The 14,127-nt window shown below is 48.7% G+C and carries 18 protein-coding genes; 16 read left to right on the forward strand and 2 right to left on the reverse strand.

Features of this window, described 5'->3' with window-relative positions; genetic code table 11:
• The first annotated feature begins 177 nt into the window (after positions 1-177).
• The 11 genes from A3842_RS24800 to coaD all read left to right on the forward strand — a co-directional run bounded on the left by A3842_RS24800 (position 178) and on the right by coaD (position 7,697).
• Positions 178-978 (forward strand): glycoside hydrolase family 73 protein, encoded by an 801-nt coding sequence (locus tag A3842_RS24800; protein ID WP_074103088.1) that lies wholly within the window; start codon positions 178-180, stop codon positions 976-978.
• Between the two features lie 5 nt (positions 979-983).
• A complete protein-coding gene (locus A3842_RS24805) occupies positions 984-1,262 on the forward strand; it encodes a holin (RefSeq protein WP_074083675.1) in 279 nt (92 codons plus the stop codon).
• A 94-nt stretch (positions 1,263-1,356) separates the two neighbouring features.
• Positions 1,357-1,779 carry a hypothetical protein gene (locus A3842_RS24810; RefSeq protein ID WP_074083575.1) on the forward strand — a complete coding sequence of 141 codons (423 nt, stop codon included), beginning with the start codon at positions 1,357-1,359 and terminating at the stop codon, positions 1,777-1,779.
• A 125-nt stretch (positions 1,780-1,904) separates the two neighbouring features.
• Positions 1,905-2,042, forward strand: a complete 138-nt coding sequence (locus tag A3842_RS32695; protein WP_167374602.1) for a hypothetical protein — start codon at positions 1,905-1,907, stop codon at positions 2,040-2,042.
• A 159-nt stretch (positions 2,043-2,201) separates the two neighbouring features.
• A complete protein-coding gene (locus A3842_RS24815) occupies positions 2,202-2,453 on the forward strand; it encodes a hypothetical protein (protein WP_074083574.1) in 252 nt (83 codons plus the stop codon).
• A gap of 94 nt (positions 2,454-2,547) precedes the next feature.
• Positions 2,548-4,266 (forward strand): alpha/beta fold hydrolase, encoded by a 1,719-nt coding sequence (locus A3842_RS31650; protein ID WP_083609721.1) that lies wholly within the window; start codon positions 2,548-2,550, stop codon positions 4,264-4,266.
• 97 nt (positions 4,267-4,363) lie between these two features.
• A complete protein-coding gene (locus A3842_RS24835) occupies positions 4,364-4,828 on the forward strand; it encodes a ferritin-like domain-containing protein (protein ID WP_074103089.1) in 465 nt (154 codons plus the stop codon).
• A 158-nt stretch (positions 4,829-4,986) separates the two neighbouring features.
• Positions 4,987-5,610, forward strand: a complete 624-nt coding sequence (locus A3842_RS24840) for a hypothetical protein (protein WP_083609722.1) — start codon at positions 4,987-4,989, stop codon at positions 5,608-5,610.
• A gap of 216 nt (positions 5,611-5,826) precedes the next feature.
• On the forward strand, positions 5,827-6,213 hold the full coding sequence (locus A3842_RS24845) for a LytTR family transcriptional regulator DNA-binding domain-containing protein (RefSeq protein WP_074083571.1): 387 nt from the start codon (positions 5,827-5,829) through the stop codon (positions 6,211-6,213).
• 370 nt (positions 6,214-6,583) lie between these two features.
• On the forward strand, positions 6,584-7,192 hold the full coding sequence (gene rsmD, locus A3842_RS24850; protein ID WP_074103090.1) for a 16S rRNA (guanine(966)-N(2))-methyltransferase RsmD: 609 nt from the start codon (positions 6,584-6,586) through the stop codon (positions 7,190-7,192).
• Positions 7,176-7,697: a pantetheine-phosphate adenylyltransferase gene (coaD, locus tag A3842_RS24855; protein ID WP_167374609.1), complete on the forward strand. Its 522-nt coding sequence runs from the start codon at positions 7,176-7,178 to the stop codon at positions 7,695-7,697. Before rsmD ends, coaD begins: the two co-directional genes overlap by 17 nt.
• Here coaD and A3842_RS24860 read toward each other — a convergent pair.
• Entirely contained in the window at positions 7,666-8,898 is a 1,233-nt protein-coding gene (locus A3842_RS24860; protein WP_074103091.1) for a nucleoside recognition domain-containing protein, read from the reverse strand. The two genes, coaD and A3842_RS24860, sit on opposite strands and share 32 nt — an antisense overlap.
• A 153-nt stretch (positions 8,899-9,051) precedes the next feature.
• Here A3842_RS24860 and A3842_RS24865 point away from each other — a divergent pair, with 153 nt between their 5' ends.
• Positions 9,052-10,089 (forward strand): SepM family pheromone-processing serine protease, encoded by a 1,038-nt coding sequence (locus A3842_RS24865; protein WP_074103092.1) that lies wholly within the window; start codon positions 9,052-9,054, stop codon positions 10,087-10,089.
• Here A3842_RS24865 and A3842_RS24870 read toward each other — a convergent pair.
• On the reverse strand, positions 10,079-11,317 hold the full coding sequence (locus A3842_RS24870) for a nucleotidyltransferase (protein ID WP_074103093.1): 1,239 nt from the start codon (positions 11,315-11,317) through the stop codon (positions 10,079-10,081). The genes A3842_RS24865 and A3842_RS24870 overlap by 11 nt on opposite strands.
• Positions 11,318-11,467: 150 nt before the next feature.
• On the opposite strand from A3842_RS24870, the gene A3842_RS24875 reads away from it, so the two are divergent.
• The 4 genes from A3842_RS24875 (at position 11,468) to plsX (ending at position 14,127) form a co-directional block, all read left to right on the forward strand.
• Entirely contained in the window at positions 11,468-11,989 is a 522-nt protein-coding gene (locus A3842_RS24875) for a YceD family protein (protein WP_074103094.1), read from the forward strand.
• Between the two features lie 52 nt (positions 11,990-12,041).
• Entirely contained in the window at positions 12,042-12,215 is a 174-nt protein-coding gene (gene rpmF / locus A3842_RS24880; RefSeq protein ID WP_019911234.1) for a 50S ribosomal protein L32, read from the forward strand.
• A gap of 342 nt (positions 12,216-12,557) precedes the next feature.
• Positions 12,558-13,154 (forward strand): transcription factor FapR, encoded by a 597-nt coding sequence (gene fapR / locus A3842_RS24885; protein ID WP_074083564.1) that lies wholly within the window; start codon positions 12,558-12,560, stop codon positions 13,152-13,154.
• Positions 13,138-14,127: a phosphate acyltransferase PlsX gene (plsX, locus tag A3842_RS24890; protein WP_074083563.1), complete on the forward strand. Its 990-nt coding sequence runs from the start codon at positions 13,138-13,140 to the stop codon at positions 14,125-14,127. The genes fapR and plsX overlap by 17 nt, the downstream gene beginning before the upstream one ends.

Genomic DNA, 14,127 nt, shown 5'->3' on the forward strand with positions numbered 1-14,127 from the left:
GTTTAATATTACCAGTCCTATTCTTACCTCTATATTACAGGGTGCTGCAAAAAAACGCGGGAGCTGATGCTCTGGCGTTTTTTTGCATTCAAATCTATTAAAAACAAAACATCCATAGGGAGCAGCACAAGCAGATTATCTTAAAGCGCATTTTATATAGAGAAAGGATGTGATGAGATGACCGAGAAGGAATTTATTGCTGCCATTGCCCCCTTTGCTATAGCTGATATGCGCCGAAGCCATATTGCAGCCTCCTTGACGATCGCACAGGCAGCGCTCGAATCCGGCTGGGGAAGTAGTGGATTGACGGTCAGAGCCAACAATCTGTTCGGGATCAAAGGCAGGGGTTCAGCCGGCAGCATCACGATACAGACAACAGAATATCAGAACGGGAAAGCTGTGCAGGTATCTGCGGCTTTTCGTGCCTATAATAACTGGGGAGAATCGGTTGCGGATCATTCTGCTCTGATCCGGGATGGGGTTTCGTGGAACCGAAATCTGTACAGCAAGGTGATTGGTGTAGGGGGAGCCGACGCTGCAAAAGAGATCGCTGCGGCAGGTTATGCCACGGATCCCGGTTATGCTTCGAAGCTTATTCAAATTATGAATGCCAATAATCTGTTTCAATATGATGAGATGGAGGATGATGAGATGTCGGCAGAGGATAGACAGAAGCTGGCCACTCTGGAAGTGCAGCTGCAGGAGCTTCAACAGCTTGTCAATGGACTGGGAACAAGCAGGGATATGCTACAGACAGGAGTACAGGAGCAGGGGCGGACCCTTAAAGATGTGATTGAACGGCTTGCAGCCATAGAAGGACGTTCAACCATGAATGTTCCGGAATGGGCACAATTGGCCGTCAGCGCCGCAGCGGCTGCGGGACTATTGGATACACCTTCCCAAGGCAGTTATGACTTCTATAGAACGCTCACCGTATTATACCGGGCAGGCCTCCTCACAGCGAAGAAGGAGGGTTGATGAACATGGTGAACGAGGCGCTGAATAATGTTCTTGCGTTTGCTTCAGTGTTGGCTGTTTTTGTTCTCGCGTTGGTTCAATTGGTCAAGTCCACAGTGAACCTGCCACGAAACCTGGTTCCTGCCGTTGGACTTGTGATTGGTCTGTTTGTCGGTGCTGTAGCTTACCCGTTTACCGAAATGAATCTGATTCTGCGCCTTTGGGCAGGTGGACTTGCTGGATTGTCCGCAACCGGACTTTTCGAGCTTGCATTCAATAAGAGGGATGGTTCAACCAAGGACTGAAATCCTCTTATCATTTAGGCCTTACTCACAGGCCAGTAGACCAAGCAATAGATAGTTTTCCAAAATATGATAAGGAAGGAAAGGAGGTGTTCATATGGGAACTTATTTGGATGCAAGAACTTCACAGAATGCCAGTACTGCCAATTCCATCGCCATTCCGATTCTGGTAATCAATACGCCTCAACTATTCGGTCAGATTGGCCTGATTACTGAAGGAATTACGACGAATCCCCGGGTGCTGCTCAAGGGAACTGTATCTGTCCAGCTTCCACTCGCTCTGGTAGGCATTACAATAACGATTGTCAGAGGGACATTGCCCACTGACCCGGTAGTATACTCAGCGACCTCCACTTTTAATTTAAGTGTCCTGGCACCACAGGTAATTGCGTTCTCTGCCGCTGATTTCTTACCACCGGTTTCACCCCAGCTTACGTATACTGCATTTGTCTCCTCCAATCTCCTGGGTACCATTCGTGTTGGACCGGAGAGCTTTGACGGAATTCTGGTATCGGATTAATGAACAGCATCCTGCCTTTGAAAAATTCACAAGCAGCGGCCTAAAAATAAACCGTTTAGCCCAATCTGTACGGGGGTCGGGGACATATTCTGTTGTGTAGTGATCAAATTGAAGGAGGTAATCTCATGGGTGCAGATTGTGGTTATGGCGGTAATGTGGGTGGAGCTAATGTTGGTCCTGTTGTAAGTCCTTTTACTTCGACAGGTGCGATTCTGGTGCTTTACATCCTTCTGGTTATTATCTTGAGTGCTTGCTTCATCTAAGTACAGGAAATGGTCGCGCGATCTCTGAGCAGAAATGCCGGGTCGCGCTTCTTTTACCCGTTGTGAAGGACAAGCCAGTGTAAATATAGAGGAGTAGTGTAGAATAAGAAGGGGACAGTTTTGTTTGTGAAATACATTATTCATAGGAGTGGTGAAGTTATGGAAGAGAAAGAAAGAATTTATATCGTGCTTAAACTGATTGAAGCGGGTGTACCTCTGGAGAAAGAGGCGCTGGAGTTGGGTGAGGAGGATTTTAATGAAAGAATAGAGGAGATTTTTGATGACCGGCTGGTAGAGAATATCATCTTCACAAGGTCCGGCAACAGGCTGCTTGGCGTTAACACACAAGGTGTGAGATTGACCCGGCGCGGCAAAGACTTTATTTTCCTGAAGGAGAGTGGCAGGTTGTGAGTAGATAAAGGATGAATTTCAAAAAAATAATTGTAACCATTTACCATCTAGTTCGTATTAGAAAAGGATGTGATTTCAGAAAGGGGATATTAACATGAGAAACAAATTGTCACTCATATTGGCTTGTGTGCTGCTGCTGGGTGTATGGTCTTGGTCAGCACCGGCGGCACATGGAGCAGCACTTAAAACAACATTTAGTGTGAACAATGAAGTCGTGAAGTTTCCCGTGAATGCGGCTCCGTTCGCAAAAGGCAATACGGTACTGGTCCCTATCCGTAAGGTTGGTATAGCGTTAGGTCTGGAAGTTAATTACATAAAAGAACAAAAAGTACTTCAACTAAGCCGTAACGGCCAACAGATTACGCTGAATCTTGGTGCAAATGAAGCAATATTGAATGGGAAGGATAAGTTTGCGATTGAAGAAAAGGCGGTGCTTCAAGGCAATCTTATTTATGTTCCCATATCCTTGCTGAATGCCATGGGGTTAGTGGTCTCCTATGATTCATCCTTGGCTCAAGTTAGAGTCTATACTCCACAGGTTTTCGCTGAGAAAGTAACAGGACTGCTGGCCTCTAATCAGCATGAGGTGTTATGGCAGCAATTTTTTAATGAGTCAAGCCAAAAGGCCATTTCTGTTGCCAAGCTTCAGCAAGTTTGGCAAGGCATAACCGAGACCTTTGGCAAGTACCTTAAGATTGATTCAGTATCAAGTCATCAAGTGAGTCATGAATTGACTATTGCCTCCACAGCCATTTTTACAAAAGGGAATTTGACTATAACGATAACCACAGACAGCTCCGGCGAAATCAAGGGACTCTGGTTTGCCCCTGCTGCTGCAGCAACACAATCTAATGCTCCAGAGCTTAAGCTTCCCGATGGAGTAACCGAGGAAGAGGTGGTTGTTGGTGCCGGGACATCACATCCGCTTAAAGGGCTGCTGACGCTCCCCAATCATTCGACTCACCCTTTGGCTTCTGTAGTGCTTGTTCAGGGTTCAGGAGCTTCAGACCGTGACGAAACAGTATTCGCTTATAAGCCTTTCCGGGATATAGCCTATGGACTTGCCAAACAAGGCATCGCAGTGCTTCGTTACGATAAACGGAGCTATTCTTATCCGGAGCAGTTTATAGGAGCTGCAGCCGCAACTGTTAGTGTTAAGGATGAAACGGTTGATGATGCGGTTGCCGCATCTAAGGTGCTCAAGGCTGACAAACGAATGAATCCTGCACAGGTATATCTGGTTGGTCATAGCCTTGGAGGTATGCTTGCTCCGAGAATTGATGCTGACGGCGGTAGCTTTGCAGGACTGATCCTGCTGGCGGGATCGCCGCGCAGTCTACTGGAGATTATTTACGATCAGAATATGGCGTCTATCCAAAATTTATCAAACTCTGATCCGCGTAAGACACTGACTATGGCAGCAATCGACGCCGAAAGCTCCAAGGGAAAAGAGTTGTCTGCAATGACCTTAGAGCAATCCAAGGCAATGCCTAGTGTATTTGGTGTTCCGGCTTATTATTTTAAAGAGATGGATATGCATCCTACGGCCGAGTTGGCTCGTAAGCTTACCAAACCCGTGCTAGTGCTGCAAGGTGCCGATGATTTTCAGGTCTATCCGGACAATGACTTTCCGCAGTGGAAGGATGTTCTAAAAGGGAATCCTGCAGCTTCCTTTAAGCTTTATCCTGGTCTTAATCATTTCTTCGTGAATGATGAAGGGGAAAATGCGGGAACCGCAGCGGGATATAACAAACCCGGAATGGTAGATCCTCAGGTCATCGCTGATATGGGGCAATGGATTTTGAATTTGTAATTGGGCTAGGACGATGTATCCGCCGCGGGGGAACGTTTAGGCTATAGGTGAATATCCTGTAACTAAGTGTTCCTATTATATTAAAGGCGGTGTCGCCGTGAATTATCAAACGTATTTTGCTCCTCATTTCCAGTCGTCCAACCAGCTTCTGTCTCGCAATGACGAAATGGTCCTCCAATTGATCCAACAGTCAATTCAAGGAGAGCGGAATGATGAGCTGTTTTATGACTTCCTTATTAAATTGGCTCCAACAAGGGAAGAACAAGAGATTATTGCAGGCATCCGCGATGATGAGAGAAAGCACCGGAGCATGTTCAAGACGCTTTACACCCAGCTGACCGGAATGGCTCCCAAGGTTTCAGATGAAGGGACAGAACCATTGCCGGCCAGTTATCTGGAAGGTATTGAAAAGGCACTGATCGGCGAACTCAAAGCATTTGAAAAGTATCGCAAGCTTTATTTGCATATCAATCCCCAGTACCGGGACTGGATCTTCGAGATCATGACAGATGAGATTAAGCATGCCAGCTACTACAATTGGCTGTACGCCAAAAATAAGTAATCAAGTATCAAAAAAGCACCTGGCAGGTGCTTTTTTACTGTAAAAAGACTTTTCTTCTGATGCAACACGAATGTTGAAATCATAAATAGTGTACACATCCCAAGGAATAGATATATAATTAATGTAATGAATTAAAAAAGAGCAGGCGGTGTTGTGGGTTGTTTTGGGAGCCGGCAGGATTTATGTTTTTCTCGATTATAGAAACGATTGGCGTATATTATTTGGTTATGGCGCTCTTCCGTTTCAAGCCCGGAGATTTTATATGGGAAGCTCTAATCGTAAGCCTCTTGATCAATTTGCAAAGTTACATACTTAGAAATGAACTCTCATTAGCGTACTTAGTACCATTAATTACGGTGTTAATCTTTATCTTTTTCTTTTCAGTTGTTGTTAAAATCCCTCTGGTATGGTCATGGATCACAACTATCCTTGGATATGCAATCTATGCATTATTGCAAACCGGGTTGGCGTTTCTTTTATTTGGTTCCATCGATGCTGCCCAGGCCAGCCTATCCAATGGTTATCTTCTGCAATTTTCCTCAGGGCTGATAAGTGTAATTCTCTCCATCTGGCTATACAAGATTGGCTGGGGTTTTAAATTCGATTTTGAGCGGCTCCGTTTTAAGTTTGAGGACATTCTAATTATCGTGCTAATTGTTGTATTTCTAGGTCTGCTATCTGTTATCGTCTACTACGAGCAATTGTTCATTCTCATTGCATTTTTTGCAGTTACAGTCATATTCTTGTTGTATTATGCTGTTTCGAAAGAGCGGGGGAAGTAACTAGCGGAATCTCCTTCGCCTTTTTCTATCCTACCGGGTGAATCGGGGTGAAGCAGAAGTGAAGAGTTTCCTGAAAAAGGCATGTCACAGCATCAATTACCGGATGGCTTCTTTACTGGCTATGACAGCAATGTTTATAGTAACTACAGATAGTATCCTTTTCATATATAAAGGTGAGACACCGGAAGAATTGCTTAAGTAGCTTGGAGGCATACCATGGACACCATAAGTGTAACTAGAGATATTGAGGGGAAGACGGGTCTTATAACTGTTAGAATTGATGAGATCATCTACCTGGGGACGGACAGCCGCACAGCGATTTTGTTGCTGCACACGTTGGACTCCGTTTATTTTACAGCCGGGACTTTAAAATATTGGACTCAAGTCCTCAACGCCTCAGGCTATTGCTTTCTGCTCGCTGACCGGAACAATAGCATTAATATACGGAGGATCGTAGAAATCAATAAGCTGCTGAAAGTAGCCTACTTCGAACCCGAGTCGGAGAGGAACAAAGCCTCAAAATACAGCACCATGTCCAAAAGCGGCCTTAAAGAGGTGCTTCAGGTTATAACAGAACTGGATTCAACAGTTGTTTTTACATGAAAGGCTACCTCTTTGGCGGCTTTTTTGTGTTTTTTTCATTTGGGGAAACCGTAATATCGAAGTGTGTATAGAATATAAAAATCGGGCGCCCCTTTCGGAGCGCCCTTTCATGGGAGAGGAGAAACCGGACGAAGAGCTTATGGGGAAACGTAAGCCTGCTCCGCGGTTGTCTACGACATCTTGCAATGTCGATAATTACATGATGGCCCTGAATGTCCAATTTTATACACGGAAAGTCGGAAGAAATTAGCCGCCTCCGTAAGACACCTGCAGACATTTTTTTATTTCAATAGACAATTGTGGTACTATAGGCTTGGACTTATGCCCTAAACGGCATAACTAACAGAGACATAAGAGCAGGTGAATAGTGGTGAGAGTTGTATCGGGAAGTGCAAAGGGCAGACCCTTGAAAAGTGTTCCGGGCAGCGGGACGCGGCCTACAACTGACAAAGTCAAGGAAGCGATGTTCAGTATGATCGGGCCTTATTTTGAGGGAGGTGCCGCGCTGGATTTGTTCGCAGGAACGGGCGGGCTCGGAATTGAAGCCTTGAGCAGGGGGATGGATCAGGCTGTTTTTGTGGACATGGAACAGAAGAGCATTGATACGGTGCGCGCAAATCTGAAGGCGGCTAAGGTGGAGGGACAGGCAGAGGTCTACCGCAATGAAGCAGGAAGAGCGCTAAGTGCGCTGGAAAAACGGGGGCGTTCGTTCGATCTTGTCTTCCTGGACCCTCCATACAGGCTGAAGCATGGGGATGAACTGATGCTGGCTATGGTTCAAAAGGGACTGCTGCGCCAGGATGCGGTGATTGTACTAGAACATGAGTCAGGCTATGAATATCCGGAGGACATCCCGGGATTCCATAGAACACGGCAAGCTGTATATGGAGAGACGACAGTCTCTATTTATAAGTATGAGGCTGCCTCCCAAGAAGTACAGGAGAGCAGCAAGGAGGGTAATGATGAGTCTGCAGATTAGAAAAGAACGTGTCGCCATTTATCCGGGAACGTTTGATCCGGTGACGATGGGGCATATGGATATTATTAACCGTGCAGCCAAACAGTTCGACAGACTGATTGTTGCCGTCCTTAACAACTTAAGCAAAAATCCGTTGTTTTCCGTAGAAGAACGTACCGATCTGCTCCGGCAGGCCACCCAGGATATTCCCAATGTGGAAGTAGACAGCTTCCGTGATCTGCTGGTCAATTATGTCCGGCAAAAGGACGCCCAGGTGATTGTCCGCGGAATCCGAACGGTTACCGATTTTGAATATGAGCTGCAGAATGCCTCGATTAATCATAATCTGGACCCCGATGCAGAAACTATTTTTATGATGACTAATCCGAAATATTCCTATTTAAGCTCGAGTGTCGTGAAGGAGATTGCCCACTTCGGCGGGAACGTCTCCGACTTTGTGACGCCTGAGGTAGAACAAGCCATGAATCTCAAATTTAAGCGGATGGACGGCGGAATGAAGCCGTAATATAAACAGCTGCAGACAGAGCTAATAATAGGAGCAGGATCAGAGCCTGCAAGGCCGCTAACTGTGGAATTGAGCGCCAGACCGTTAAGGGATTTAGCGTGACCGCCGGCAGGTGCTCATCCGGTACACTTATTGCTGGCTGCACATTCGTCTGAAGATTAAGCAGCGGTTTCCACAGGAGAAACGTGAATAAAAAAGCGTACATGCCGTGCAGCAATCGAATGGCAGCATAAGACAGGTAGCGGACGCCGGCTTGCTTAAGGAGAGTCAGCGCCTGGAGCTGTCCACAGATTCCGCTCCAGGCCAGGGCCGCCGATAACCAGGCCGCTGTGAGAGTGTTCATGGAATTGAAGGCAGGAAGGGCTGTTGTTCCTGTAGTAAGCGTATAAGCCCCAAGGTGAACCTCAAGCAGACTTGAAAACAGTGCCGGCGGAAGCTGTGGGAGCGCAGAAGCCGCTATATGGATTACAACTGCGAAGATGATCATATAGCCGCCGACGATCATCAGGTTCTGGACGGCAGAACCCACGGATTCACCAAGCAGTCTTCCGAAGCTGCGTCCATCCTGTGCACGTGCGTCCGCAGCAGCGCGATAAACGCGTGTCAGCAGAGAGGCTCTTTTACGGTGTGCCCGTTCCTGGATTGCGGTTGATTGGAGCTTAGAGCGTCCGGTAAATAGAGCGGAGGTACAGCCGGCGGATAACCCGGCAAGCCAGTGGATGGCCAGTAGTGTGTATCCGGAAGCGGGACTGTGCAGAAAAGCTGCGCCTATAACGATAAGCACAGTCACCGGGCTGGCATAGTGCGCCAGGGAGGCCAGCCTTCCTGCCTCCTTGTCCGTAATCCGGCCCTGTTTATGCAGCTGCATAACCGCTCCTGCTCCGGCGGGAAAACCTGCGGTCATTCCCAGAGCAAGTGTCCATCCACCGGCTCCGGGCAACCGGAATACTCGCTTCATAAGGGGTTCAAGCATTACACCGAAGCCGTGGACTGCTCCGGAAGCCGTAAGCATCTCCGAGAGGATCAGGAAAGGGAGCAGGGCCGGGAAGACAAGTGTCCACCATAGCTTAAGGCCCTGCAGGGAGGCCGCAAATGAGGACTCCGGTGCAGATACGATAGCAATAGCCAGCAGAATGGCTGCAGCCCCGCCTGCGAATGGAGCGGCACCTGAGGTTATTCGTTGTATTTTTATAGGACTCATTTTGAGCATCACCTCTTCATAGCTTAGGACATAGGCTAAAGACTGTTATCAATTTATGCAGAGAAGACAACCGTCATGCCTCGGTCCAACCGGCCGCTTCACAAGATCATTCCAAGTGTATAGTCCAGTGCTGAGGGAAAGAAGGGAAAAGCAGTGAGGCAAATGAAACGCCGGGTAGGATTCCGTGCCACAGCCTACTTGTTCACATTTGTGGTGATTCTTTATGTTGCTGTATTTATGAATACGCCCTATATTGTCTATCAACCCGGTAGCGCCTCTGAGGTAGCGCCAATGATTCAGGTTCAGAATGCAGATAAGGATGAAAAGGGAACTTTTATGATGACCACAGTATCTGCGAGCTACGCCAATGTTGCACTTCTGGTAGCCTCAGTATTCAATTCCAATGCTGAGGTTGTCCTGAAGGAGACCCGGCTGGGAGATAAGACGGAGCAGGAGTATGCGGCCGAGCAAGTATATTACATGAACAGCTCGCAGTCCTATGCCGTACAGGCGGCTTATCATGCGGCGGACATTCCTTATAAAGATGTGGTGGATTATCTGTATGTGTTCTCAGTACCTGTGACGGGCAACCAGGAACAGTTCAAGCCCGGCGATAAAATCATCAGTGTAGAGGGGCAGACTATACCCGATCCGGATGCGTTATCCAAGCTTCTTTCGACTAAAAAAATTGGTGATCCTGCAGTTGTTGTGCTGCAGAGAAAAGGCAAAGAAGTTGAGGAAACGGTCAAGCTGGTAGAAGTCAAGAATCAGCAGACTGGAGTGGTGAAGCCCGGTCTTGGGGTAGTGATCGGAGCGGTACAAAAGGTAAAACCTGAGATGGAAGGCAAAATGGTAAGCTTTGTGGACACAGATGTAGGCGGGCCTTCGGCAGGTTTGATGTTTACCATGGAGATATACAACCAATTGACTCCTGGTGATCTGACCAAAGGCCATCGGGTTGCAGGTACAGGCACTATTGATCCGGACGGGAAAGTAGGTGCTATTGGCGGAGTTAAGCATAAGATCGTTGCAGCTGACCGGAAAGGGGCAGAGATCTTTTTTGTGCCCGTTCAAAATTATGAGGAAGCCAAGGCGAAAGCTGATAAAATCGGTACTGACATGAAGCTTGTACCGGTATCGACCCTTGCCGATGCGCTGAAGTATATGCAGGAGCTGCCGGTCAAATCCTGACCGGGGGCTCCAGATAGTCGCTATAAAGATCTGTACGCAAGGGGTTGCTGAATGCTCCGGCATAAGCGGAGGCGGCTTGCAGATCTCTTTCAAGCATTGGATGAGAGAATTGCGCCGGACTAGTCACTACGGGCCAGCTGGCACGGTGCTTCATCTGTTTCAACAACGGGCGTCCGCTTTCCCGGAAGCCGAGGACCCGGATGTAACCGGGCCCCTTCGCGAGGAGAGCTGGTGCCATTTCTTCCTTGCTGTGGTTCAGCAGGGTATGAATCAGTAAACGCTGAAGCCTGGTGCGCGTGTAACGCTTGCTTTTCAGCGCCTCCAGTACTGCGGATACAGTGAAGCGCGGAAGAGAAGGCAAAATCCGCAGCAACCGGTTTTCCAGGCCTTCATTCATGTCCTGCAGGATTTGCAGCTCGGCCGGTGTTCGAGTGGAGAGCAGGTGGCGGAGCTGAATCCTGAAGCTTTCCAGATTCAGCGGGCCTCTGCCCGCCGCATGCTCTCTTTCCAGGATGGACATGCTATAATCTGGCATGTAAGCTGCAGGTGATCCGCCTTCTGAGAGCGCCTGGCGTATCGCTGTGGCACTTGCGATTCTCGACCCGCTCTGCAGCGGGTCGTGGAAGCCTGCGCCGGTGCGCGGCACAGTGAGGGGCCTGATTGCGCTGCCGAGCCGCCGCAGCGCGATCAGGTAGTGCAGGCCGAGGCTGTTGTTCGGCTGGCGCAGCAGCCCGGCAGCATCGAAGATTCTCTCCTTTCCCGGGAGAGAATCTTCCCAGACGGACGCCGCAGCCAGGCTGTATGCGGCGGGGAAGCTCGCTCCGAGTGCCATGCGGCGGCGGATCTCGCTCTTAAGCGCGCTGCTTTCTTCGGCCAGAAATTCGGCCAGCGGCTGCAGCGCGCTCAAAGTCCCGGCTTCGGAGCCGAAGCACAAGCTGTCCACGACCCCGGTCGCTTCCAGCAGAGCTACTGCTCCGAAGGCGAACCACTCTGCCGGCTGGACGGCATACGCCACCGGCAGCTCAATCACGACGTCGGCGCCCATATGGAGCGCCATCTCCGTACGGGCACGCTTGCTTACCGCCGCCGGTTCGCCGCGCTGGGTGAAGGGTCCGCTCATGATCACAATGGAGTGATCTGCACCGGATAGCCGCTTGGCCTCTTCGAAGTGGTGGACATGTCCATTATGTAAAGGGTTGTACTCTGCAATAATGCCTACTGTAGTCACTATAATTTCACCTCATATTCTTGATCATTAGGATTCCAGATTAGTTATATCATAATTTGATCTGACCGCTGAAACAATATAAAGGGAAAATGGTTGACAAAGTTAGGGAATACTAGGTATAATAAATTTTGTTTGTTTGGAGTGATGAATATGAAGATTCACTTTCGCAAATTGGCTAATGCCGACGAGCCTCTGCACATTCAGGAAACGCTGGATGTAACCGAGCTTGTCAAAGGGCGAAAGGATATACTCGCTGTTGCACCACTTTCAGTGGACCTTAAAGCGCTGCCCGCAGACACCGATTGTGTGAATGTGGTGGGGAAATTGAATGGGAATGTGGACATGTTATGTGCGCGTTGCCTTACAGAGGTTAACAGTGAATTGAACATTCCTTTTGCTGAGACTTTCAAATGGCTTAAGCAGCCGCTTCTTCCCCAAGATGAAGATGAGGAATTCATTTACGTCGAGGATGAGATTGTGGATCTTGTCCCGTTTGTGGAGGAAAATTTCGTACTGCACTTACCGGATTCGGTATTGTGCAAGGCAGACTGTCTTGGTCTTTGTCAGAAATGCGGACAAAATTTGAACGAAGGCACCTGCAGTTGCGACAACACAGTGATCGATCCTAGACTCGCTGCGTTGAAAGGATTCTTTACCAAGCAAGATGACTAAGAACAAATCCCGGGTGATAACGGGTTAAAACAGAATTAGGAGGTGTAACACAATGGCAGTACCTCAACGGAGAACGTCCAAAACACGCCGTGACAAACGCCGCACCCACTTCAAACTGGTTGTGCCGGGCATGGTGAAATGTGAACAATGCGGAGAGCTGAAACTGGCTCACCACGTATGCAAAGTTTGCGGAACTTACAAAGCTAGAGAGATCATCAAACAATAGTCTATTCGAAAGATAGCACTTCATCAGCTGGTGAGGTGCTATTTTTTTTGAAAATATTCGATTGAATAGGCTTGCTTAAGCAAGTCTGGAAGTCAACGCTTTATTTTTGCTTCGGCATGCTTTATACTACATATTAGTACCTGGTTCTAAATATATTCATAAGATTTATAGCAATGAGAATAGCGGCCATCCCAGGCCGGATGCTATTTTTAAAATATAAGGATTCTTGGCTATGCCACCCATTACCCTTATATTTCCTGCTGAAACGGAGCCTGTCCATTTCATGGGCGCTGAAGCCGTTTCCGCTTGGCATGTGCCAGGAGGTGAGCCGCCATAGAGCGGATGTCCAAGAAAGAGCGTCAGCAGAAGCTGCTGCAGATCATAGACGGTAACCCTTTTGTGACTGACCGGGAACTGACCCGGCAGCTCAAGGTGAGCATACAGACGATCCGGCTGGACCGGATGGAGTTAGGGATTCCCGAGCTGCGTGAGCGGATGAAGCAAATGGCTGAGCACTCTTATGATCAGGTACGGTCCTTGCCTGCAGATGAAGTGGTCGGTGATATTGTAGACCTGCAGCTGGACCGGAGCGGGATTTCCATCTTTGAAATCCGTGAGGAACATGTATTCTCCAGAAATGGGATCGCACGTGGACACTATGTATTTGCCCAAGCCAATTCACTGGCGGTAGCCATTATCAATGATGAGATTGCCCTGACGGCTTCCGCCGATATTCGGTTTGTCCGAATGGTGCGGCTTCATGAGAAATGTATTGCCAAAGCGCAGGTGCGTTCACTCGCGGGCCGAAACGGTAAAGCGGAAGTGGACGTATTTACCTATGTCGGTGAAGAATTAGTTTTTCAGGGCCATTTCATAGTGTACCGGTCCGCAATTGAAGAATACAGCGAAGGGGGAAACCGCAGTGCTGATCGCCATTGATGCGATGGGTGGGGACAATGCTCCTGAGTGTAATGTCCAGGGTGCGTTATCCGCAGCTGCAGAGTGGAGTGACACGCAGATTGTGCTCGTCGGTGATGAAGCCAGACTTGAGCCGCTGCTGAAGAATAAGCCTTCCAATGTGACTGTGCGTCACGCAGGGGACGTTATTGGTGCTGATGAAGAGCCTGTAAAGGCGGTCCGCCGTAAAAAGGATTCGTCCATGGTAGTTGCAGGCCGTATGGTTCGCGAAGGTGAAGCTGACGCCATGATCTCGTCCGGGAATACAGGAGCCTTAATGACAACGGGGCTGCTTGTTGTGGGGAGAATGCAGGGGATTGAACGCCCTGCGCTGGCGCCAATGATTCCGACCCTGGATGATGTCGGTGTGCTGGCGCTTGATCTGGGTGCCAATATGGATGCCAAGCCCCAGCATCTGGTGCAATATGCGCTAATGGGCAGTATTTACCGCAACAAAGTGCATGGCATTGCTAAACCGCGCGTGGGTCTGCTGAACGTAGGCACCGAGCCTGGAAAAGGCAATGAACTGACGAAGGAAGCTTACCCGCTGCTTGAAGCGCTGCAGGGGATTCATTTTGTCGGCAATGTGGAAGCACGGGATGTACTCACCGGCAACTGCGATGTACTCGTATGTGACGGATTTGCAGGGAATATACTATTGAAGACACTGGAAGGTACAGCGGGTGCGATGTTCTCTCTGCTGAAGGAACAGTTCAGTAAGTCTCTGAAGACGAAGCTGGGGGCGGCCATCCTGATGCCTGAGCTCAGAAGCCTCAAGGGTAAAATGGATTATAAGGAGCATGGCGGGGCACCGTTGCTCGGTCTCAGCGGGTTGGTAGTGAAAGGGCATGGTTCATCTGACGGGAATGCTGTCAAGAATGCAGTCAGACAAGCACGAATTGCTTTGCAAGCGGATTTGGTATCCAGTATATCCAAGGAAATCAGCGGGAAGTGA

It is taken from the genome of Paenibacillus sp. P3E (assembly GCF_001909045.1).
Lineage (GTDB): Bacteria > Bacillota > Bacilli > Paenibacillales > Paenibacillaceae > Paenibacillus_AQ > Paenibacillus_AQ helianthi.

Bases quoted from the DNA above. Each gene is read 5' to 3' on its own strand.
- A3842_RS24805 (WP_074083675.1), top strand. From the start codon at position 984: ATGGTGAACGAGGCGCTGAATAATGTTCTTGCGTTTGCTTCAGTGTTG.
- A3842_RS24815 (WP_074083574.1), top strand. From the start codon at position 2,202: ATGGAAGAGAAAGAAAGAATTTATATCGTGCTTAAACTGATTGAAGCG.
- A3842_RS24860 (WP_074103091.1), bottom strand. From the start codon at position 8,898: ATGAGTCCTATAAAAATACAACGAATAACCTCAGGTGCCGCTCCATTC.
- coaD (WP_167374609.1), top strand. From the start codon at position 7,176: ATGAGTCTGCAGATTAGAAAAGAACGTGTCGCCATTTATCCGGGAACG.
- rpmF (WP_019911234.1), top strand. From the start codon at position 12,042: ATGGCAGTACCTCAACGGAGAACGTCCAAAACACGCCGTGACAAACGC.
- A3842_RS24845 (WP_074083571.1), top strand. From the start codon at position 5,827: ATGGACACCATAAGTGTAACTAGAGATATTGAGGGGAAGACGGGTCTT.
- A3842_RS32695 (WP_167374602.1), top strand. From the start codon at position 1,905: ATGGGTGCAGATTGTGGTTATGGCGGTAATGTGGGTGGAGCTAATGTT.
- A3842_RS24875 (WP_074103094.1), top strand. From the start codon at position 11,468: ATGAAGATTCACTTTCGCAAATTGGCTAATGCCGACGAGCCTCTGCAC.
- A3842_RS31650 (WP_083609721.1), top strand. From the start codon at position 2,548: ATGAGAAACAAATTGTCACTCATATTGGCTTGTGTGCTGCTGCTGGGT.
- fapR (WP_074083564.1), top strand. From the start codon at position 12,558: ATGTCCAAGAAAGAGCGTCAGCAGAAGCTGCTGCAGATCATAGACGGT.
- A3842_RS24810 (WP_074083575.1), top strand. From the start codon at position 1,357: ATGGGAACTTATTTGGATGCAAGAACTTCACAGAATGCCAGTACTGCC.
- A3842_RS24800 (WP_074103088.1), top strand. From the start codon at position 178: ATGACCGAGAAGGAATTTATTGCTGCCATTGCCCCCTTTGCTATAGCT.